Here is an 18,933-nt window from a genome sequence, read left to right on the forward strand (position 1 = left end):
TTAGTCGCTGCCAAACTGCGAAAACGACGCCGGTCGGCTGGGCTTGGTTTTTGGCGGTGTAGAAATTCTACCGGCGTAACGCCAATCCCAGGGGGCAACTATGGACTCGGCTGGAAGCCGCCAAAGGCCTTTGCCCATTTTTCTGGCCAGGGTTTCGGCATCTTTCAGTTTGTGGTCCTTCAACTGCGGGGTGTAGGCCCAGGCTGCGCCTTGTTCGACCAAGGTGTAATTCACGTCTACGCCGCCGACGAAAGCGCGCGCCAGCGTTCTGCCGTAGCGATCCACTTCTTGCACATGCAGGAGAACCTGTTTTTCCAACACCAGATCAGACAGCGCCTGCTTGGCTTCAGCGCCATATGGCTGCTTTCTTTCCGGTGCGTCAATTTCCGCAAGGCGCACTCGCAGCCTTTTGTTATCAGTGCTCAGACAGCTAAAGGTGTCGCCTTCGCTAATGGTCATCACCCGGCAGATAAATTGCTCAGCAAGCGTCAGTCCCGGCAGGTAGGCGAGAAGGAGTAGAGCGATACGGATAGTCATCTGGTTGGCGATGCTCACGCGAATGCATAGCCGTTGATAGTAATAAATGCCTGCCGGATTAAGCGGGACGGGTATCGCGAAATAGCGCTGTGGGGTGTGCGAAGTGCTGATCCTGCGTTGGACGCTGGGGGTCTTGTGCTTTCCAGCAAGCCGAGGATGATTGCTCATTATTTGGGCAATTAAGCCGCGGGCGGATGCTCTGTCTGGAGCAATGGTCGGAACCGTAGGCGGGCTGGAGTTGCCAAACCTTCAGGTTCGTTTCGCGCCCATGGCGCAGAGGGAGTAATGACGATGCGCAGATATGTGCTCAGTTTGGTGGCTTTGCTGATGGTGACTTCGCTGTTTGCCGAGCCGCAAGCGCCGCAGACACTGCGGGTCATTCCGAAAACCTATATCAGCCCTGGTGCCAGCGGCAGCATTGGCAGCTCTCAAACCATAGAAAATCACACCCTATATGGGGTCGTCTCAGAAAACGGAAAATAAAGCACGCTAAGCCGGTGGCAGCGGTCGCAATGGCCTGAACTTCCCCGCACCGACCTTGGCACTGCTGCGCCATAGGTAATCGCCGGTCAGGTTGATATGCTCCCACCCCAGCGGGGACAGATATTGCAGCAACGTGTCGTCCAGCGCCATGCCGTGGGCACGCAAAGCACTGGTGGCACGCTCCAGATAGACCGTGTTCCACAACACGATGGCCGCCGTCACCAGATTGAGGCCGCTGGCCCGGTAGCGCTGCTGCTCAAAACTGCGGTCGCGGATTTCACCCAATCGGTAGAAGAAGACCGCCCTGGCCAGCGCGTTGCGCGCCTCGCCCTTATTCAGCCCCGCATGGACGCGGCGGCGCAGCTCCACGCTTTGCAGCCAATCCAGAATGAACAGCGTGCGCTCGATGCGCCCCAGCTCGCGCAGGGCGACGGCCAAGCCGTTTTGGCGCGGATAGCTGCCGAGCTTGCGCAGCATCAGCGAGGCCGTCACCGTGCCCTGCTTGATCGAAGTGGCCAGCCGTAGGATTTCATCCCAATGAGCGCGAATAGCCTTGATGTTCAGCCTGTCGCTGCTAATCATCGGCTTGAGTGCATCGTAGGCAGTATCGCCCTTGGGAATGAACAGCTTGGTGTCGCCCAGGTCGCGGATGCGCGGCGCGAACCGGAATCCCAGAAAGTGCATCAGGCCGAACACATGATCGGTGAAGCCCGCCGTGTCGGTGTAGTGTTCCTCGATACGCAAGTCAGACTCGTGGTACAGCAGGCCATCGAGCACATAAGTCGAGTCGCGCAAGCCGACGTTGACCACCTTGGCGCTGAAGGGCGCGTATTGGTCGGAGATATGGGTATAGAACGTCCGCCCAGGGCTACTTCCATACTTCGGATTGATATGCCCGGTGCTCTCTGCCTTGCTGCCGGTTCGGAAGTTCTGGCCGTCCGACGATGACGTGGTGCCGTCGCCCCAATGCTCGGCGAAGGGATGTCGGAACTGCGCGTTGACCAGCTCGGCCAGTGCCGCCCCGTAGGTTTCGTCGCGGATGTGCCAGGCTTGCAGCCAGGCCAGCTTGGCGTAGGTCGTGCCGGGGCACGATTCCGCCATCTTGGTCAGGCCCAGGTTGATCGCGTCGGCGAGGATCGTGGTCAGCAACAGGTTTTTGTCCTTGGCCAGGTCGCCTGACTTCAGGTGGGCGAAGTGCCGGGTGAAGCCCGTCCATTCGTCTACCTCCAGCAGCAATTCGGTGATCTTGACGTGCGGTAGGATCATCGCCGTCTGGTCGATCAGGGCCTGTGCGGTATCGGGCACCGCCGCATCGAGCGGCGTGATCTTCAGGCCCGACTCCGTGATGATGGCGTCCGGCAGCTCGTTGGCCAGCGCCATGCGGTTGACGGTGGCGAGCTGCGTTTCCAGCAGCGTCAGCCGGTCATGCAGGTACTGGTCGCAATCGGTGGCCACGGCCAGCGGCAATTCGCTGGCCTGCTTGAGGCTGGCGAATTTCGCGGGCGGCACCAGGTAGTCCTCGAAGTCCTTGAACTGGCGCGAGCCTTGCACCCAGATGTCGCCGGAGCGCAGCGCGTTCTTCAGCTCCGACAGCGCGCACAGTTCGTAGTAGCGCCGGTCGATGCCGGTGTCGGTCATCACCAGCTTCTGCCAGCGCGGCTTGATGAACTCGGTCGGCGCGTCGGTGGGCACCTTGCGGGCGTTGTCGCTGTTCATGCTGCGCAGCACCTCGATGGCGTCGAGTACGTCCTTGGCGGCGGGCGCGGCCCGCAACTTGAGCACGTCGAGAAATTCCGGCGCGTAGCGGCGCAGCGTGGCGTAGCTCTCGCCGATGCGGTGCAGGAAATCGAAGTCCTCGGGTTGCGCGAGCCGCTGCGCTTCGGTGACGCTCTCGGCGAAAGCATCCCAGGACATGACGGCCTCGATGGCGGCGAACGGATCGCGGCCCGCTTGCTTGGCCTCGATCAGCGCCTGGCCGATGCGCCCGAACAGCCGCACCTTGGCATTGATCGCCTTGCCGGATGCCTGGAACTGCTGCTGATGCTTGTTCTTGGCGGCATTGAACAGCTTGCCCAGGATGCGGTCATGCAGGTCGATGATTTCGTCGGTGACGGTGGCCATGCCCTCGATGGCGAGCGCCACCAGGGTCGCGTAACGCCGCTGCGGCTCGAACTTCGCCAGGTCGGCGGGCGTCATCTGGCCGCCCTCGCGGGCGATCTTGAGCAGCCGGTTCTGGTGAACCAGCCGCTCGATGCCGGAGGGCAGGTCGAGCGCCTGCCACGCCTTGAGGCGTTCGATGTGTTCCAGCATGTGCCGCGAGTTCGGTTTGACCGGGGATTGCCGCAGCCAGGCCAGCCACGTCGTCTTGCCGTTGTCGCGGCGCTTGAGCAGATCGTCGAGGCGACGGCGATGCACGTCCGTCAGCGGCTCAGCCAAGGCGTCGTAGAGACGCCGGTTGGCGCGGGTAATCGCTTCGGCGCTCGCCCGCTCGACGGCGTTGAGGGCGGGCACAATGACCGACTGCCGCCGCAGGTGCTCGATCAAGGCTCTGGCCAGCACGATGCCCTTGTCGGTTTGCATGGCCAGCTCGGTCAGCAACTGGACAGCCTGCCGGTAGTGGCCAATCGTGAACGGCTGGAAGCCGAACACCGTTTGCAGCTCGACCAGGTGCTCGCGTCGGGTCTGCTCACGCTGCCCGTACTCGTCCCAGCTTTCGATGCCGACCTTGAGCTGGTTGGCGACCAGTCTCAGCAATGGCGGGAACGGTGGCTCATCAGCGCCAAGGATGACGCCGGGAAAGCGCAGGTAGCAGAGCTGCACCGCGAAGCCCAGCCGATTGGCCGGGCCGCGCCGCTGCCGGATGATGGAGAGGTCGCTTTCGCTGAACGTGTAGTGACGGATCAACTCATCCTTGGTGTCCGGCAACGCCAGCAGGCTTTCGCGCTCGGCGGCGGAGAGGATCGAACGGCGGGGCATGCGGTTTCCTTCTTCTTGAAAACGTAGGTTTGTGACAAGCCCGCCAAGGCAACCGGCGCGGCACGGGAATCAAGGCATTGCGATTCTCGAAAATAGTTCTTGAAATTCTATTCTTGATTGCATATCATCTCAACGAGTTTCGATAAGAAAGGATGCCCATGCGACCGTCTGTTGTGCTTGACATGAAGCGAAGCGCAGTGCGTGAAGCGGTAGGCCGCTTTCGCGCCGCGAACCCGCGCGTCTTCGGCTCGGTGCTGCATGGCACCGACCGGGATGGCAGCGACCTCGACCTGTTGGTCGATGCGCTGCCCGGTGCCACGTTGTTGGACTTGGGCGATTTGGAAGAAGAACTGAAATCGCTGCTCGGCGTTGACGTCGATCTGCTGACTCCCGGCGACCTGCCGCCGAAGTTCCGGGCCAAGGTGCTCGCGGAGGCGCAACCGATATGAGCGAGAACCGCCTGCCCGATTACCTCGACCACATTCAGCAGGCCGCAACCGATGCGCGCAGCTTCGTGGAAGGGATGGCCAAGGACGACTTCTTGGCCGACAAGCGCACCCAGCAGGCCGTCATCATGAGCCTGATCGTCATCGGCGAGGCGGCCACAAAGGTGATGGATGGCTACGTCGAGTTCACCCAGGCGCATGCCGACGTGCCGTGGCGCAGCATGCGCAATATGCGTAATCGCATGGCTCACGGCTATTTCGACATCAACCTCGATGTGGTGTGGGAGACGGTACAGGAATGGCTGCCGGCGTTGCTCCAGCAATTGCCCGCCGTGCGTCAGGATGCCGACGATGAAGACCGTAACGACAAAGGCATGGAGCCATGACCAATCAAGCCGCCGATGTTCGGCCCCTCTGGCGTGTTCGATCCCGCGACCTATGAGCCGCGCTCGGGCAAGACCTTCTGGATGGCCGCAACGGACGTGAGTTCGCTGGTGGGCAAGGAGGCAGCAGCCGACACGCTCATCGGCAACTGCACGACCGCACGACCAGCCTCCCGTTCAAATTCGAGTTAGAACTCATATCCAGCCTGTCTGGGGGCACTGTGAAAGAGGGATCTCCGATGACTGTTGAATCGAGAATATTTTCTGTAGCCGAGTATGTTCAGCCGTCCGAAGGCGAGCCTATTCGTTCCGTTGTGCTTGAAACCCGAGACTCAATTATCGTGGTTTGGCATGTCCATCCCGGGCAGGAAATTGCGGCTCACATTCATCCTCACGGCCAAGACACGTGGACTGTTTTGTCGGGAATGGCTGATTACTTTCAGGGCAATGGGATTGTTCGTGCCCTCAGGGAAGGTGAGATAGCCGTGGCAAGACCGGGCCAAGTGCACGGGGCGCGAAATACAGGTACCGAGCCATTTGTGTTCGTCTCGGTTGTGGCATCAGCCAATGCCGGTTTCGTATTGGCTGAGCGATAGAGCCCAATCTCTGGAGTTGGTCCAATGAGCGGTCGGGGAGATAGGTAACAGACATGCAGCGGACACGGCTGCTAAACCAGGTCGCAAACCTCCTTGCGTCGCAGCGTGCCGCAAGCGACGCGATCAATCGAATGGGGTCGGCATGAGACTGAACACCATCCAGTTCCCGACCGCGTAGCCGCCTGTCCTGCCGATCAGGTCTTGACCATCGACGCCTGGGATCAGTCCTGAATGTTCTTGGAGACCACTACGTTATGAGCCGCAGCCGCCGCAAAACACCCATCGTCGGGCACACGACCTGCGGCAGCGAGCGCGAGGACAAGAAGCTCTGGCATCAGCGCTGGCGCACCCGTGAGCGCACGGCGCTGACCAGCGCGTCGCCCGAAGCCCTGAGCGCCCATCTGCCCCTGCTGGAAAACCAGGCCAGCAGCGTCTGGTCGATGGGCAAGGATGGCCGCTCCTACTGGCCCGTCAAGCGCCAGGCCGCCACGGCGGATCGCATCGCCAATCACAAGGGACGCAACCCGCAAGAACGCGCCTCCCTGAAAAAGCGCCTGCTGCGCAAGTGGATGAGCAAATGAAGCTCTCCTTCCATCAGCACATTGCGCTGTTCTGGATGATCGGTGCTCCGGGCGTCTTCGCGCCCGTGATCGAGAACGCCAAGCGGCCCGATGCCGGCGCCGTCATGGCGTGGGGTGTCGCGATCGTGGCGGTGATGATCCTCTTCACCCCTTTGCTGCTGCGCTGTCCACCATTCCGGCGCTGGTATGGCCGGACGGATGCGCTGTCGGAGCGGCAGCGCCAGGCGCTTGCCGAGCGCGGCCTGCGCCGCTACTACCAGACCGCTTTCGATGACGGCTACGTGCCCCGCGTGATGCCCTACGTGTGGCGCATCATCTGGACGGTCGGCGGGTTGATGGCTGTGACCGCCGTACTGCCTACCAACACCGGACGGCCAGCCTTCGATGCCTTGGTGGTCTTCTCGACCTGGTATCCGATAGGCGTGATGCTGCTGGTTTTCGCGTCGAGGCCCCTTGGCCGGTTGATTCGCCAAAGAGCACAGGAGCGGCGGAAATGAGCACGTCAACCATCGAGGCGCTGGCCAGCGCCTGGGCAAGGATTGCCGAGGAAGCGGAATTCCCCGCTGACTACGAGGGGACTGCCACACCACAAGCGCATCGGGCTAGCGAAGCTATTCAGGAGCAGATTCGGGAGCGCATCGTCGCCACCAACGACATGCGGCTGTTCAGCCTGCTGCACCTGCTGGGTCAGGCGTCGCTGCGCATGGAGCAAGCGCTGTGGCCGGAGGATTACGAGCGGATGACGCGCGAGGTTGAGGAAGCCCTGCGGCAAGCCACCGACGCCAACGCCAGATCGTACACCCACGAAGAAGTGATGCAGGCGATGCAGGAACGCATCGACCGGGCGCGAGACAAGCCATGTTGATTGGCTATGCGCGCGTCTCGACGCAGGATCAGAACCTGGAGCTGCAACGCGAAGCCTTGAGCAAGGCCGGATGTAAAAAGGTCTTCGAGGACAAGGTGAGTGGCACGCGGGCAGACCGGCCTGGCTTGGCCAAGACGCTCGAAATGCTGCGCGAAGGCGATACTTTGGTCGTCTGGAAGCTCGACCGGCTGGGCCGGTCGGTCAAGCAACTGGTCGATCTGGTCGGCGATCTGCACAAGCACGGTGTCCAGTTCAGGAGCCTCACCGACTCCATCGACACCGGCACACCATCCGGGCGGTTCTTCTTCCACGTCATGGCGAGCCTTGCCGAAATGGAGCGCGAGCTGACCGTCGAGCGCACCCGCGCCGGGCTGGAAGTCGCCAAGCAGCTCGGCCGCAAAGGCGGCCGCAAGCCGAAGATGACCGACAGCAAGATCGAGTCGGCCAAGAAGCTGCTGGCCAGCGGGGTGCCGCCCAAGGACGTGGCCAAGAACCTCGGCGTGTCCATTCCGACGCTGTACCGCTGGGTGCCAGCCTCCACGCACGCTTAGCGTGCTTTATTTTCCGTTTTCTGAGACGACCCCCTGATCACCCTGCCGATTTTCGCCAGGCGCACCTGGGCGCTCACCGCCCTGCGGCTGGGGGATGACAAGGCGGCCAGCTTCGGTATCAACGTGCGCAGCCTGCGTTTCCAGACGCTGATCATGGTCAGCCTGCTCGCTGCGTTTCCCGTGGCCTTCGTCGGCACCATCGGCTTTATCGGGCTGGTCGGCCCGCACATCGCGCGGATGCTGATTGGCGAAGACCAACGTTTCTTCCTGCCGGCCTCGTTGCTCACCGGCGCACTGATCCTGTCGGCGAGTTCGGTGGTCAGCAAAACCCTGATCCCCGGCGCGATTTTCCCCATCGGCGTGGTCACGTCCCTGATCGGCGTACCGTTCTTTATCTCTCTGATTCTCGGCGCAAAGAAAAACTCATGGTAACGATCCAGCTGCAAGACCTCGGCGCCAGCTATGGCCAGCGCACGATCATCAGCGGTGTGACCACCACCGAGTTTGTCGGCGGCCAGGTGGTCGCCGTGGTCGGGCCCAATGCCGCAGGTAAATCGACCCTGTTCAAACGCATGGCAGGGCTGATCGACGGGCCCGGCGAGGTAAAGCTGCAAGGCGCGGAAAAAGGCATGAAAGGCATCAGCTACATGCCCCAGGGCCTCAACGCCAGCGCCCGTTTGACCGTGTACGAATCGGTGCTGCTGGCGCGCAAGCAACTGACACCGGGTTGGGTGGTCCACGATGACGAACTGAAACTGGTCGATGAGATCCTCGACGCCCTGGGCATTACGCCGCTGTCATTCCGCAACCTGGGTGAACTCAGCGGCGGCCAGCAACAACTGGTCTCAATCGCCCAGACGCTGGTGCGCGAACCGCAGATCCTGCTGATGGACGAGCCCACCAGCGCCCTCGACATGCACCGCCAGGTCCAGGTGCTGAACTTCATGCGCGACCTGGCGCGAAAGCGCGAAGTCATCGTGTTCATCGCCATCCATGACCTGAACCAGGCCTTGCGCTTCGCCGATCAGGTGCTGGTCATCGCCGATGGCACCGCTCAGGGCAGCGGCCCGAGCCATGAAGTGATCAACGAGCAGATGCTGCGCGCGGTGTACAAGGTCGAGGCGCGCATCGAACGCTGCAGCCGTGGGCAGCACCATATCCTGATCGACGATATCGTCTGAACCGCTACGGCTGCAGCCCTTCCAGCGCCGTGCCGACCGCTTCCAGTAGCAAGTGCGCATGCTCCTGTTCGAAGGCCAGCAGCGGGCGAATCTTCAGCACGTTTTCCAGCGGCCCGGCAGCACTGATCAATACGCCCTGCTCGCGCATCGCGTTGACCACCTGACGGGTCTGCGTGGCGGCAGGCGCTTTTGTGGCGCGATCGGTCACCAGCTCGACCCCCAGGAACATCCCGGCACCGCGCACATCGCCGATGATCGGGTAACGCTCGGCCAGCTCCCGCAACCCCGTCAACAGACATTCACCCAGGGTGTGCGAGCGCTGCTGCAACTGTTCGTCACGGATGACGTCCAGCACGGCCTGCCCCGCTGCGCAGGACACCGGGTTGCCGCCAAAGGTGTTGAAGTAGCGCATGTTCTGGCCAAAGTGATCGACCACTTGCGCTCGACCGACCAGGCCGGCGATGGGGTGGCCGTTGCCCATCGGCTTGCCCAGGGTCAGGAGGTCGGGGCGCACGTCGTGCCGCTGGAAACCCCACATGTTCAGGCCAGTGCGGGCGAAGCCGGACTGGACTTCATCGGCGATGTACAACAGGCCTTCGGCCTGGGCCAATGCGATCCCTTCGGCGATGCAGCCGGTTGGGCCCGCAAAGACGCCATCGCTGGCGAAAATGCCGTCGAGCAGGATCGCCGCCGGACGAATGCCGTGTTTGCGCAGGTCATCGATGGCCGCACGGACGTCAGCCACGAAGGTCGAGGCCACTTGATCCGCACCCAGCCGATAAGCATCGGGGGCGCGAACGGTGCGCACGTGGGGTGGCAGAACCATGCTCGGGCCGAGCGACGGAGAAAGCTCGGCGATATCACCCGTGACGCCATGATACGCGAAGCGGGTGATGATCACGCCGGTGCCGCCGGTAAACTGTTTGGCGATGCGCAACGCCAGATCGTTGGCCTCGCTGCCGGTGCACGTAAACATGACCCGCTCGAGGTACTCGGGAAAGGTGCCCAGCAGTTGCTCGGCGTAATCGAGCATGCCCTCCTGCAAGTAGCGAGTGTGGGTGTTGAGTTGCCCGGCCTGCCGGCTGATCGCCTCGACCACCCGGGGATGACAATGCCCCACCGACGCCACGTTATTGTAGGCATCCAGATACCGCCGGCCTTGTTCGTCGTACAGCCACACGCCCTCGCCGCGCACCGTGTGCAAGGGGTGTTCGTAGAACAGTCGATAGGCCGGGCCGAGCAACCGTGCCCGGCGTTCGACAAGGCGTTTTTCCTTGTCTGACAGGCGATCGGCATCTTCAGAAGTGAAACCGTTGATCATGCTCATGCGCCAACCTCCTGGGTGCAAGCGGCAAGGATTCTGTCGTGGATCTCGGCGGGTGCCATTGCGGACAATCCCGCCAGGGCATCCTGGGCGCGGTATGAGTTGCGCAGGATGTACTCGCGATTGTCCGGGTGCAGGTCGGCCCGCCAATAATTGATGCACAACGACAACGCCAGGCGTGTGGAGATCAGCACCGGCAGCAGTTGCAATTCTTCGCCGGTGAGGGGATTGACCTGGTGATAGGCGCGGATCATGTCCAGCGCCGGGGCCAGGACGTCGCCCGCCACCCCCAATTGGTACGATGCCGCGACCGCGACCTCGTTGACCAACGGCGCGTGGACCATGTCGCCAAAATCCAGGATGTTGCGCAACACATCGGGCTGATCCGGATCGACGATGATGTTGTGCGGGTTCATGTCGTTATGGATCACCTGGTGGCGCAGCGTGGCGCACTTGCCCAGTACCTGGGATTCGAAGCGGTCCAGGCTGTGTTCGATCCGGTCGCGACGAACGCCCGGCTCGATGTGTTTCAGCCGGGGCCTGAGGCGCTGGGCGTGTTGCATGTCCCACAGCAGGACGTGCCCGGCAGCGGGATGGCTGAAGCCGTCCAGGGCCAGGTCGAACCGGGCGAGCGCTTGGCCCAGGTTCTGCCTGAAATTCACCGATGTGTGGGCGACGCGGTGCAGCGGCAAGCCGTCAACGAAGGACAGGAGACGGACCAACATGCGCTGGCCTTCGATTTCGACCGGCTCCACGAATCGCCCGCCGAGTGATGCAAAGACACGCTGCACCGGCAACGCCGGATCGTTACGCTCGATCTGGAGCATGGCCTGGTTATGGAAGTCCACGACCTGCGGGTTTTCCAATGGATGCGACAACTTGAACAGACGCGACGTACCGTCCGCGAGCATGACCCGGAAATTGAGGTCGCGCTCGCCGCCCAGTTGCTCGAGTTTTCCGCTGATCGCGTAGTGCTGCGCAAGGACCCCAAGGACCTGCCCGTCACTGACACGGGCAGGGGCCGCCTCCAGCAGACAGGGTTGCGCCGATACTTTCTCAAGCGGCATTGTTCATGACTCCTCGCTTCGGTGATGTGGCCTGCTCGCGCAGGCCCCTTGCATTACTTGTTGGCCCAAGCGATGAAACGCTCTTCCAGGTCTTCGCCGTGGTCGATCCAGAACTCGGCATCCGTGGCCCGGGCGTTCTTCAGGTTATCCGGTGAAGTCGGCAGTTTGCTGCCCACCGCCTCATCGACCAGTGCCACGGTTTTGGTGTTGCTTGGCCCATAAGGAATGGCCTCGACAAAGTGCTTCTGCTGAACCGGTGCACTGGCAAACGCGATGAAGTTTTCCGCCAGGGCCTTCTTCGGCGAGCCTTTGACGATGGCCCAGTGATCCAGGTCGTACAGGCTGCCATTCCACTGCATTTCAAACGATTGTCCCTCCGCCTGCGCCGAGGTGACACGCCCGTTATAGGCCGAAGTCATCACCACGTCGCCTGCCGCCAGCCATTGCAACGGCTGCGCGCCGGATTCCCACCACTGGATGTCGGGCTTGATCTGATCCAGTTTGCGGAAGGCCCGCTGCACGCCCTCCTCGGTGCCGAGCAAGGTGTAGACATCTTCCTTGGCCACGCCATCGGCCAACAGGGCGAACTCCAGGGTGAACTTGGCGCCACGGCGCAGGCCGCGCTTGCCGGGGTATTTCTTCACGTCCCAGAAATCCGCCCAGCCCTGTGGCGCGCTGGCGAGTTTTTTCGGGTCGTATGTCAGAACGGTAGACCAGATGAAGATACCCACCCCGCAATCGCTGACGGCGGCCGGGATGAAATCTTCTTTCTTGCCGATGCGCGACCAGTCCAATGGCTCGAACAGGCCTTCGCTACAACCGCGCAACAGCTCGGGGGATTCGACCTCGACCACGTCCCAGCTGGTTTTCCCGGTGTCGGCCATGACCCGGATCTTGGCCATTTCGCCGTTGTAGTCATCGGCCGTGATCGCCACTTTCTTTTCCGAGGTGAAGGGTTTGTAGAAGGCTTTTTCCTGGGCCTGGCGGTTGTTGCCGCCGAAGGACACCACGGTCAGTTTTTCAGCGGCGCTCAAAGGGCCGGCAAGCATTCCAAGCATCAGTACAGTTGCGATTTTGCTGTTCATGCGTCTCTCCGAATTCGCTACGTGCGTGAGCGGCAGCTAAGGGATGGCAGGTGGTTTTTTTGTTTTTGGCAGCAATATTTCGGTCAGCGCCGGGTGTCTTGCACCTGGTGGCCGGCGCACGGCGATGATTCCGAGGCGCAGCTCATTAGTAACATATTTAGAATATGATGCATCATAATTTTTACTGGTATAGTCTCACCACTCCACCCCTTCCTCAGGAGCGCCTGCATGACCGAGCAACGAACCCTCCTCCTCACCGGTGCGAGCCGTGGCATCGGCCATGCCACGGTGAAGCACTTCAACGCTGCGGGCTGGCGCGTGTTTACGGCCTCGCGACAGAACTGGACCGAAGGCTGCCCCTGGGCTGAAGGCGAGTTGAACCACATCCACCTGGACCTGGAAGACATCGACGAAGTGCGCCGCAGCCTGCCATTGATCCGGGAGAAACTCGGCGGACGCCTCGATGCCCTGGTGAACAACGCCGGCATTTCACCCAAAGGCGAAGCCGGCGCACGATTGGGCGTGCTGGAATCCGATTACGCCACCTGGCTCAGCGTGTTCAACGTCAACCTGTTTTCCACGGCGTTACTGGCCCAAGGGCTGTTCGATGAGCTCAAGGCGGCGCAAGGCTCGGTGATCAACGTCACCTCGATTGCAGGTTCCAGGGTGCACCCGTTTGCCGGGGTCGCCTACGCCTGCTCGAAAGCTGCACTGGCCGCACTGACGCGGGAAATGGCCCATGATTTCGGGCCACACGGTGTGCGGGTCAATGCGATTGCACCGGGTGAGATCGAGACGTCGATCCTGTCTGCCGGGACCGAACTGATCGTCGATCAGCAGATCCCCATGCACCGCTTGGGCAAGCCGGAAGAAGTCGCATCCCTGGTGCATTTCCTCTGCACCCGAGGCGCGTCGTACATCAACGGTTCGGAGATTCATGTCAACGGTGGTCAGCACGTCTGAAATAATCTGGAAATCCCGGCCGGAAACTTCCATCATTCGGGCCGGGCATCCGCCGCAGATGAGCGATCAATGAGCAACCCCTACCCTATTCAAACCCTCAATCACTCTTACCTGGGCAGTGGCATCTACGAGTTGCTGCGCGAGGCACTGATCACCGGGCGTTTCCAGCCCGATGACCGCCTGCGCATCCGCGACCTGGCCGAACAACTGGGCACCAGCGTCACACCGGTGCGCGACGCGATCCTGCAACTGGCCAAGGAACAGGCGCTGATCCTCAAGACCCCGCGTGACATCCGCGTACCCATCCTCACCGCCGCGCAATACGGCGAGATCCGCAGCATCCGCCTGGCGCTTGAAGGCCTGGCTGCGGAGACGGCCGCCGCGCTGGTGACCGACAGCGAACTCGCAGACCTGCAAGCCTGCATCGAAAACAACATCGCCGCGATCAACGCCCAGGACTTGCAAGCCGCTCTCAAGTGCAATCAGCAATTTCACTACGCGCTGACCACCATCGCGCGCATGCCGGTGCTGGCGGGTTTGCTCGATAGCCTGTGGATGCGCACCGGCCCACTGATCGCCCGTGCCTATGGCAACTTCAACGAGCGCATGGCCATCGACCATCACTGGGAAGTGCTCGACGCACTCAAGCGCCGCGATGGCGCGGCGGCACGGGCGGCCATCTGCCGTGACATTCTCGATGGCAACGAGAAGATGCTCGAGTACATCGAGATGGCGCAGGCGGACTGATTGGCAGTCAATTCGACTGTTGACGAAACATAGATGACCAGTTAGTTTATTAAAACTTTCTCATCACTGGATGTCTCTGTCATGGCTCGCCCGGTCAACCTCGAAGTCAGATCCCGTTTGCTGTCGATTGGCCGCCAGGTGGTTCACAACCGTGGCTTCAACGGCTGCGGCGTCCAGGACATCACCGCCGCTGCCGAGATTCCCAAGGGCTCTTTCTACAACTACTTCGCCAGCAAGGAAGACTTCGCGGCAGAGATCCTCGAGGAATACTGGACCTCGATCGAAACCCGCCACGGGCCGATCTTCTACGACGCCCGGGTCAAGCCGCTGGAGCGCATCGGCCAGTTCTTCCAGGCCCTGGTGCTCGAGCACGGCGAGCATGAATACAGCCTGGGTTGCCTGATTGGCAACCTGTCCCTGGAAATGTCCAATGGCAGCGAACAAACCCGCAAGCGTCTGGCCGATGTGCTGGCGCGCTGGGAAGGTTTGCTCGCGAGCTGCCTGCGTGAAGCGCAGCAGCGCCGCGAACTCTCTGAAACTCACGACGCCGAAGCGCTGGCCAGTGTCATCGTCGAAGGCTGGGAAGGTGCGGTCATGCGCGGCAAGGTCCTGCGCGACGGTGCACCTCTGCAGCGTTTCGTATCGATGGTCTTGCCTCGGCTATTGGAGTGAGTTTTTTTTCCTCATTAATAAGACGACTGGTCATTTATATAAAGCAACATTCACGTCTCATCCACGCAAGCACCCAAGAGGTAAATCGTCATGAGCCATCTGTACGCCGACCCCGCCGAACCCGCACTGCCTGCCACTGGTTTCAAGCTCGACCTGAGCAAAGCCGCCCTGGTGGTCATCGACCCACAGAACGACTTCCTCAGCCCTGCCGGCGCCAGTTGGGCGGTGTTCGGTGAGAGCATCGTCGAGAACAACACCGTCGAAAACCTGGAAAAACTGTTCAAGGCCTTCAAGGCTCACGACCTGCCCGTGGCCGTGTCGCCACACTATTACTACCCGCACGACCACGACTGGCATTTTGGCGGTCCGCTGGAAAAGGTCATGCACAGCATCTGCATGTTCGATCGCAAGGGACCGAACACCCTGGAAAACTTCGAAGGCTCCGGCGCCGATTTCCTCGAGATCTACAAGCCGTACATTCTCGACGGCGAGACCATCATCGCCTCGCCGCACAAGGTCTACGGCCCGGAAACCAACGACCTGGCGCTGCAATTGCGCAAGAAAGGCGTGTCGCAGATCATCCTCGCCGGCATGGCGGCCAACCTTTGCGTGGAATCACACCTGCGCGAACTGCTCGAACAGGGCTTTGAAATAGTCGTGGTACGCGACGCCACCGCCGGCCCGCGCCTGCCGGATGGCGACGGCTACCTGGCGGCCATCATCAATTACCGCTTCCTCGCCCACGGGCTGTGGACCACCGAAGAGACTATCGCGCAACTGCAACCGGCTTGATCGTGCCCGAGCGGCCGGGCATCGCGCCCCCCCGCTCTTTCTCGAGAACCCCCGATGAAAATCCCCGCCCGTTATGAGCATTTCGTTTTCGGCGTCGTTCAATCCGGCCTGACCTGCGCGGTCGCGGCCGCCATCGCCACCACACCCCATGCGCTCGACCTGGCCTTTGCCGGCCGCTGGTTGAACGCGTGGGCGCTGTCGTGGGTATCGATGTTGCCGGTGGTGGTGCTGGCGGCGCCGATGATACGGCGCGTGGTGAGGCGGATGACGGTGGGCTGAATGACTTGGCTATGACTCACCCAACACACCGCCATCGCGAGCATGCTCGCTCCTACCGGGGGCTTCGGGGCTGCTCGCGACAGGCGCGCAAGCCCGCACCCGACGCACGAAATACTGTGCCCGTTCGCATTTTCGCAATAAACCACTTTTCATCCGCGCATTTGTAGCCGCTTCGTTCACGGACAAGCCGGTACATTAGACCTCCATGGTCCCGCAGAGCGACCGACAACAAAACCTACAGCTCGCCCAAGAAAATCTGCCAACCATTCGGAGTCTTTCCATGAGCACATTGCGCACTACAGCTTTCCAACTCGCGAGTCTGGCCCTGTTCATCGGTAGCGCCACCCAGGCCATGGCCGAGGACATCACGTTCGTATCCCAGGGCGGTGCTTATCAGGAAGCCCAGAGCAAGGCGATCCTGGAGCCTGCGGCGAAAAAGCTCGGTCTGACGCTCAAACAGGACAGCTCGCCCAAGGCCTACCCGATCATCAAGACCCAGGTCGAGAGCGGCAAGGTCACCTGGGACGTGGTGGACCTGCCCACTGGCGACTGCATCCGTGGCGAAGCCGAAGGGCTGTTCGAGAAGCTCGACCTTGCGCTGATTCCCAATGCCGCGCAAATACCCGACAGCCTCAAGGACGAATACAGCGTCGGCTACATCAGCTACTCCACGGTGCTGGCGTATCGCACGGACGCGTTCAAAGGCGCGGACGTACCCAAGACCTGGGCCGACTTCTGGGACACCAAAAAATACCCGGGCCAGCGCTCCCTACGTAACCTGCCACGTCCAACCCTGGAAATCGCGCTGCTGGCCGATGGCGTGCCGATGGACAAGCTCTATCCGCTGGACGTCGATCGCGCCTTCCGCAAGCTTGAGCAGATCAAGCCCGACATCGCCACCTGGTGGACGTCCGGCGGGCAGTCGGCGCAGCTGATCAGCGACGGCGAAGTGGACATGATCCAGGCCTGGAACGGCCGTATCACCGCCGTACAGGCCGCCGGCGCACCCGTGGCATTCGACTACAACCAGGGTGTGCTGGAAACCAACTCGTTGTGCGTCCTCAAAGGCTCGCCGCACAAGGTGGCCGCCATGAAATTCGTCAACGAGGCCATCGATGCCAAACTGCAAGCGGCGTTGCCGATGATCATCGACTACGGCCCGCTCAACCCCGAAGCCTTCAAGACCGGGGTAATCCCGGCCGAGCGCGAGGCCAAGCTGCCTTCCGCACCCGGCAACATCTCGCGCCAGGCCCTGCTCTCGGCGCAATGGTGGGCCTCCGAAGCCGGGGTCAAGGCCGAAGAACGCTGGTTGTCCTTCGTCCAGAAAAAATAGCCATCGGCCGTTGCTGCGCCGCAGGCCAGAGGCCTCGGCGCAGGACATGCCGTCTGCCCCCGCGATTTCGACATAAAGCGCTTGCGCACCGGTCAATTGCGTCCACTTCATTCGTTGGCATCCCGGTACATTAGGCCTGAGGGTCCCGCAGAGTGACCTGTGCAGACAACTCGCGCTCGCCTCAAGTACCTGCCCACCATTGGGAGTTCTTCACATGACATTACCCGAGCACCGCACCCTGCTGTCCGCCAGGACGACTGCCACCGCCAGCGCTACCCGTCAGTGCTGGATACCCTCCAGCACTGCGCAGTGACGAGAGGTCATCATGTCCAACGCCTATCTCGCCAAATCCATGCCCGACTCCAGCGACCAGCAGCACCAGCCGCCCATGACCAGCGAAGACGCCCTGGCCCGTGAAGAACGCAAGGAGCACACCTCCATGCTGTTGCTGCTCACCCCGGCGCTGGTCATGGTCGTGGTGCTGTTGATCATGCCGCTGTGCTGGCTGGCCTTTCAGTCGGTCCAGACCGAGGAAGGGTTTTCCCTGGCCAACTACATCCGGATTTTCCAGGAAAGCATTTACTGGGACACCTTCGCCCTGACCTTCAAGATCAGTTTCCTGGTGACGATCCTGTCGATCGTCATGGGCTTCCCCATTGCCTACGCCGCTTCGCGCCTGCAGGGTTTCTGGGCCAACCTGATTCTGATCTGCGTGATCCTGCCGTTCTGGACCAGCGTGCTGGTGCGGGCCTATGCCTGGCTGGTGCTCCTGCAACGCCGCGGACTGGTCAATCAGACGCTGATGGACCTTGGCATCATCGACCAACCCCTGACGCTGATGCACAACACCACTGGCACGGTAATCGGCACCCTGCACGTCATGCTGCCCTTTATGGTCCTGCCGCTGTATTCGGTGATGAAAAAAATCCCCCAGGACCTCATGCAAGCGTCCGAGAGCCTTGGCGCCAAACCCTTCTACACCTTCCGCCGGGTCTTCCTGCCGATGGCAGCGCCGGGGGTCATGGCCGGTTCCATCCTGGTGTTCGTCATCTGCCTAGGCTTCTTCATCACCCCGGAACTGCTCGGCGGTGGCCGCACGATCCTGGTGTCGATGCTGGTGCAACGCAACGTCGAGCTCTATCACGCCTGGGGCGCAGCCAGCGCAGTCGGCCTGGTGCTGCTGTTTGTGGTGTTCCTGATCTTCTGGGGCATCAATCGCTTCATCCCCATCGAACGCATCCTGGGAGCGCGCTAAATGAACCTGCTTGCCAACCTGCGTCACCTTCGCCTGTCCCACGTGCTGTTCACGGTGCTGGTCGCGGCGATCCTGCTGTACCTGATCATCCCGGTGCTGATCGTGGTACCCATGTCGTTCTCCGAGGCGCGCTTCCTGCAATTCCCTCCCAAGCAATGGTCCTTCCACTGGTACGAGGCGTTCTTCAACAGCGTGGAGTGGATGTCGGCGGCGCGGGTCAGTCTGATCACGGCATTTTTCACCATGGCCATCAGCCTGCCGATTGGTATGGCGGCCGCCTACGCCATCAACAACTCCAGCCTGAAGGTGGTGCGTACGCTGCAGATCATCCTGCTGCTGCCGATGATGGTGCCCATCATCCTGATCGCCGCCGGCGTGTTCTTCGTTTACGCCCGGGTCGGCCTGATCAGCACGCTGACCGGCCTGGTGCTGGCGCACATCATGCTCGCCTTGCCCTACGTGATCATCGCGCTGCTGGCCGGTCTGCGTAACTTCGACATGTCCCAGGAAATGGTGGCGCGCAGCCTGGGCATGAACCGCTTTCGCGCCTTCATGGCCGTGACCCTGCCGCAGATCAAGCCCAGTGTGGTCTCGGCGACACTGTTCGCCTTCATCACCTCGCTGGATGAAACTGTGGTGGCGCTGTTCATCTCCGGCGGCGACAACCAGACTCTGACCAAGCGCATGTTCACGGCGCTGCGCGACGAGATCGATCCGACCATTGCCGCTATCAGTTCGATCCTGATCCTGGCGTCGCTGATCCTGGTGGTGATTGCCGGTCGCAACAAACAATAACCAACAACGCACTCCCCCTCTG

At 61.5% G+C, this 18,933-nt stretch carries 22 protein-coding genes and 1 pseudogene; 18 read left to right on the plus strand and 5 right to left on the minus strand.

What is annotated here, in order from left to right; genetic code table 11:
- Positions 1 to 555: a thermonuclease family protein gene (locus tag AC19YY_RS26210; RefSeq protein WP_454827308.1), complete on the minus strand. Its 555-nt coding sequence runs from the start codon at positions 553 to 555 to the stop codon at positions 1 to 3.
- A 273-nt stretch (positions 556 to 828) separates the two neighbouring features.
- Here AC19YY_RS26210 and AC19YY_RS26215 point away from each other — a divergent pair, with 273 nt between their 5' ends.
- Positions 829 to 1,020 (plus strand): hypothetical protein, encoded by a 192-nt coding sequence (locus AC19YY_RS26215; RefSeq protein ID WP_454827309.1) that lies wholly within the window; start codon positions 829 to 831, stop codon positions 1,018 to 1,020.
- A gap of 6 nt (positions 1,021 to 1,026) precedes the next feature.
- Here AC19YY_RS26215 and AC19YY_RS26220 read toward each other — a convergent pair whose 3' ends face one another.
- Positions 1,027 to 3,996 carry a Tn3 family transposase gene (locus AC19YY_RS26220; protein WP_198845247.1) on the minus strand — a complete coding sequence of 990 codons (2,970 nt, stop codon included), beginning with the start codon at positions 3,994 to 3,996 and terminating at the stop codon, positions 1,027 to 1,029.
- Positions 3,997 to 4,178: 182 nt separating this feature from the next.
- On the opposite strand from AC19YY_RS26220, the gene AC19YY_RS26225 reads away from it, so the two are divergent.
- From AC19YY_RS26225 to AC19YY_RS26265, 9 genes and pseudogenes are all read left to right on the plus strand, one after another.
- The gene (locus AC19YY_RS26225) at positions 4,179 to 4,445 is read left to right on the plus strand and encodes a nucleotidyltransferase family protein (RefSeq protein WP_016487057.1); all 267 of its coding nucleotides are present in this window, start codon (positions 4,179 to 4,181) and stop codon (positions 4,443 to 4,445) included.
- A complete protein-coding gene (locus tag AC19YY_RS26230; RefSeq protein ID WP_003100872.1) occupies positions 4,442 to 4,828 on the plus strand; it encodes a HepT-like ribonuclease domain-containing protein in 387 nt (128 codons plus the stop codon). The genes AC19YY_RS26225 and AC19YY_RS26230 overlap by 4 nt, the downstream gene beginning before the upstream one ends.
- 236 nt (positions 4,829 to 5,064) lie before the next feature.
- Positions 5,065 to 5,421: a cupin domain-containing protein gene (locus AC19YY_RS26235; RefSeq protein ID WP_003465043.1), complete on the plus strand. Its 357-nt coding sequence runs from the start codon at positions 5,065 to 5,067 to the stop codon at positions 5,419 to 5,421.
- A gap of 254 nt (positions 5,422 to 5,675) precedes the next feature.
- A complete protein-coding gene (locus tag AC19YY_RS26240; RefSeq protein ID WP_003100858.1) occupies positions 5,676 to 6,002 on the plus strand; it encodes a hypothetical protein in 327 nt (108 codons plus the stop codon).
- Positions 5,999 to 6,499 (plus strand): hypothetical protein, encoded by a 501-nt coding sequence (locus AC19YY_RS26245; RefSeq protein ID WP_003100856.1) that lies wholly within the window; start codon positions 5,999 to 6,001, stop codon positions 6,497 to 6,499. Before AC19YY_RS26240 ends, AC19YY_RS26245 begins: the two co-directional genes overlap by 4 nt.
- Positions 6,496 to 6,867 carry a hypothetical protein gene (locus tag AC19YY_RS26250; protein ID WP_003100853.1) on the plus strand — a complete coding sequence of 124 codons (372 nt, stop codon included), beginning with the start codon at positions 6,496 to 6,498 and terminating at the stop codon, positions 6,865 to 6,867. Before AC19YY_RS26245 ends, AC19YY_RS26250 begins: the two co-directional genes overlap by 4 nt.
- Entirely contained in the window at positions 6,861 to 7,418 is a 558-nt protein-coding gene (locus AC19YY_RS26255) for a recombinase family protein (protein WP_003100847.1), read from the plus strand. Before AC19YY_RS26250 ends, AC19YY_RS26255 begins: the two co-directional genes overlap by 7 nt.
- 33 nt (positions 7,419 to 7,451) lie before the next feature.
- Positions 7,452 to 7,850, plus strand: a pseudogene (locus AC19YY_RS26260) (FecCD family ABC transporter permease); the annotation flags it as partial.
- Positions 7,844 to 8,599 carry an ABC transporter ATP-binding protein gene (locus AC19YY_RS26265; protein ID WP_016487051.1) on the plus strand — a complete coding sequence of 252 codons (756 nt, stop codon included), beginning with the start codon at positions 7,844 to 7,846 and terminating at the stop codon, positions 8,597 to 8,599. The pseudogene AC19YY_RS26260 and the gene AC19YY_RS26265, both read left to right, overlap by 7 nt.
- Positions 8,600 to 8,603: 4 nt before the next feature.
- Here AC19YY_RS26265 and AC19YY_RS26270 read toward each other — a convergent pair whose 3' ends face one another.
- Genes AC19YY_RS26270 through AC19YY_RS26280 form a run of 3 tightly spaced genes read right to left on the minus strand, consistent with a single transcriptional unit; the run spans position 8,604 to position 12,075 of the window.
- Entirely contained in the window at positions 8,604 to 9,926 is a 1,323-nt protein-coding gene (locus AC19YY_RS26270; protein WP_016487050.1) for an aspartate aminotransferase family protein, read from the minus strand.
- Positions 9,923 to 10,990, minus strand: a complete 1,068-nt coding sequence (locus tag AC19YY_RS26275; protein WP_016487049.1) for a phosphotransferase — start codon at positions 10,988 to 10,990, stop codon at positions 9,923 to 9,925. The genes AC19YY_RS26270 and AC19YY_RS26275 overlap by 4 nt, the downstream gene beginning before the upstream one ends.
- Positions 10,991 to 11,043: 53 nt before the next feature.
- The gene (locus AC19YY_RS26280) at positions 11,044 to 12,075 is read right to left on the minus strand and encodes an ABC transporter substrate-binding protein (RefSeq protein WP_016487048.1); all 1,032 of its coding nucleotides are present in this window, start codon (positions 12,073 to 12,075) and stop codon (positions 11,044 to 11,046) included.
- Positions 12,076 to 12,303: 228 nt separating this feature from the next.
- Here AC19YY_RS26280 and AC19YY_RS26285 point away from each other — a divergent pair, with 228 nt between their 5' ends.
- The 8 genes from AC19YY_RS26285 (at position 12,304) to AC19YY_RS26320 (ending at position 18,911) form a co-directional block, all read left to right on the plus strand.
- On the plus strand, positions 12,304 to 13,038 hold the full coding sequence (locus tag AC19YY_RS26285; RefSeq protein WP_016487047.1) for an SDR family NAD(P)-dependent oxidoreductase: 735 nt from the start codon (positions 12,304 to 12,306) through the stop codon (positions 13,036 to 13,038).
- A 69-nt stretch (positions 13,039 to 13,107) separates the two neighbouring features.
- Complete coding sequence (locus tag AC19YY_RS26290) at positions 13,108 to 13,785, plus strand: GntR family transcriptional regulator (protein WP_016487046.1); 678 nt, start codon at positions 13,108 to 13,110, stop codon at positions 13,783 to 13,785.
- Between the two features lie 81 nt (positions 13,786 to 13,866).
- Positions 13,867 to 14,457: a TetR/AcrR family transcriptional regulator gene (locus AC19YY_RS26295; RefSeq protein WP_003465041.1), complete on the plus strand. Its 591-nt coding sequence runs from the start codon at positions 13,867 to 13,869 to the stop codon at positions 14,455 to 14,457.
- A gap of 90 nt (positions 14,458 to 14,547) precedes the next feature.
- Positions 14,548 to 15,249 (plus strand): cysteine hydrolase family protein, encoded by a 702-nt coding sequence (locus AC19YY_RS26300; protein ID WP_003465039.1) that lies wholly within the window; start codon positions 14,548 to 14,550, stop codon positions 15,247 to 15,249.
- Positions 15,250 to 15,303: 54 nt separating this feature from the next.
- Positions 15,304 to 15,528: a DUF2798 domain-containing protein gene (locus tag AC19YY_RS26305; protein WP_003465037.1), complete on the plus strand. Its 225-nt coding sequence runs from the start codon at positions 15,304 to 15,306 to the stop codon at positions 15,526 to 15,528.
- 280 nt (positions 15,529 to 15,808) lie between these two features.
- Positions 15,809 to 16,861 carry an ABC transporter substrate-binding protein gene (locus AC19YY_RS26310; RefSeq protein ID WP_003465034.1) on the plus strand — a complete coding sequence of 351 codons (1,053 nt, stop codon included), beginning with the start codon at positions 15,809 to 15,811 and terminating at the stop codon, positions 16,859 to 16,861.
- A 325-nt stretch (positions 16,862 to 17,186) separates the two neighbouring features.
- On the plus strand, positions 17,187 to 18,116 hold the full coding sequence (locus tag AC19YY_RS26315; protein WP_003465031.1) for an ABC transporter permease: 930 nt from the start codon (positions 17,187 to 17,189) through the stop codon (positions 18,114 to 18,116).
- Positions 18,117 to 18,911, plus strand: a complete 795-nt coding sequence (locus AC19YY_RS26320) for an ABC transporter permease (RefSeq protein ID WP_003465028.1) — start codon at positions 18,117 to 18,119, stop codon at positions 18,909 to 18,911.
- Positions 18,912 to 18,933 lie beyond the last annotated feature (22 nt).

The organism is Pseudomonas sp. MF09156, from assembly GCF_059862305.1.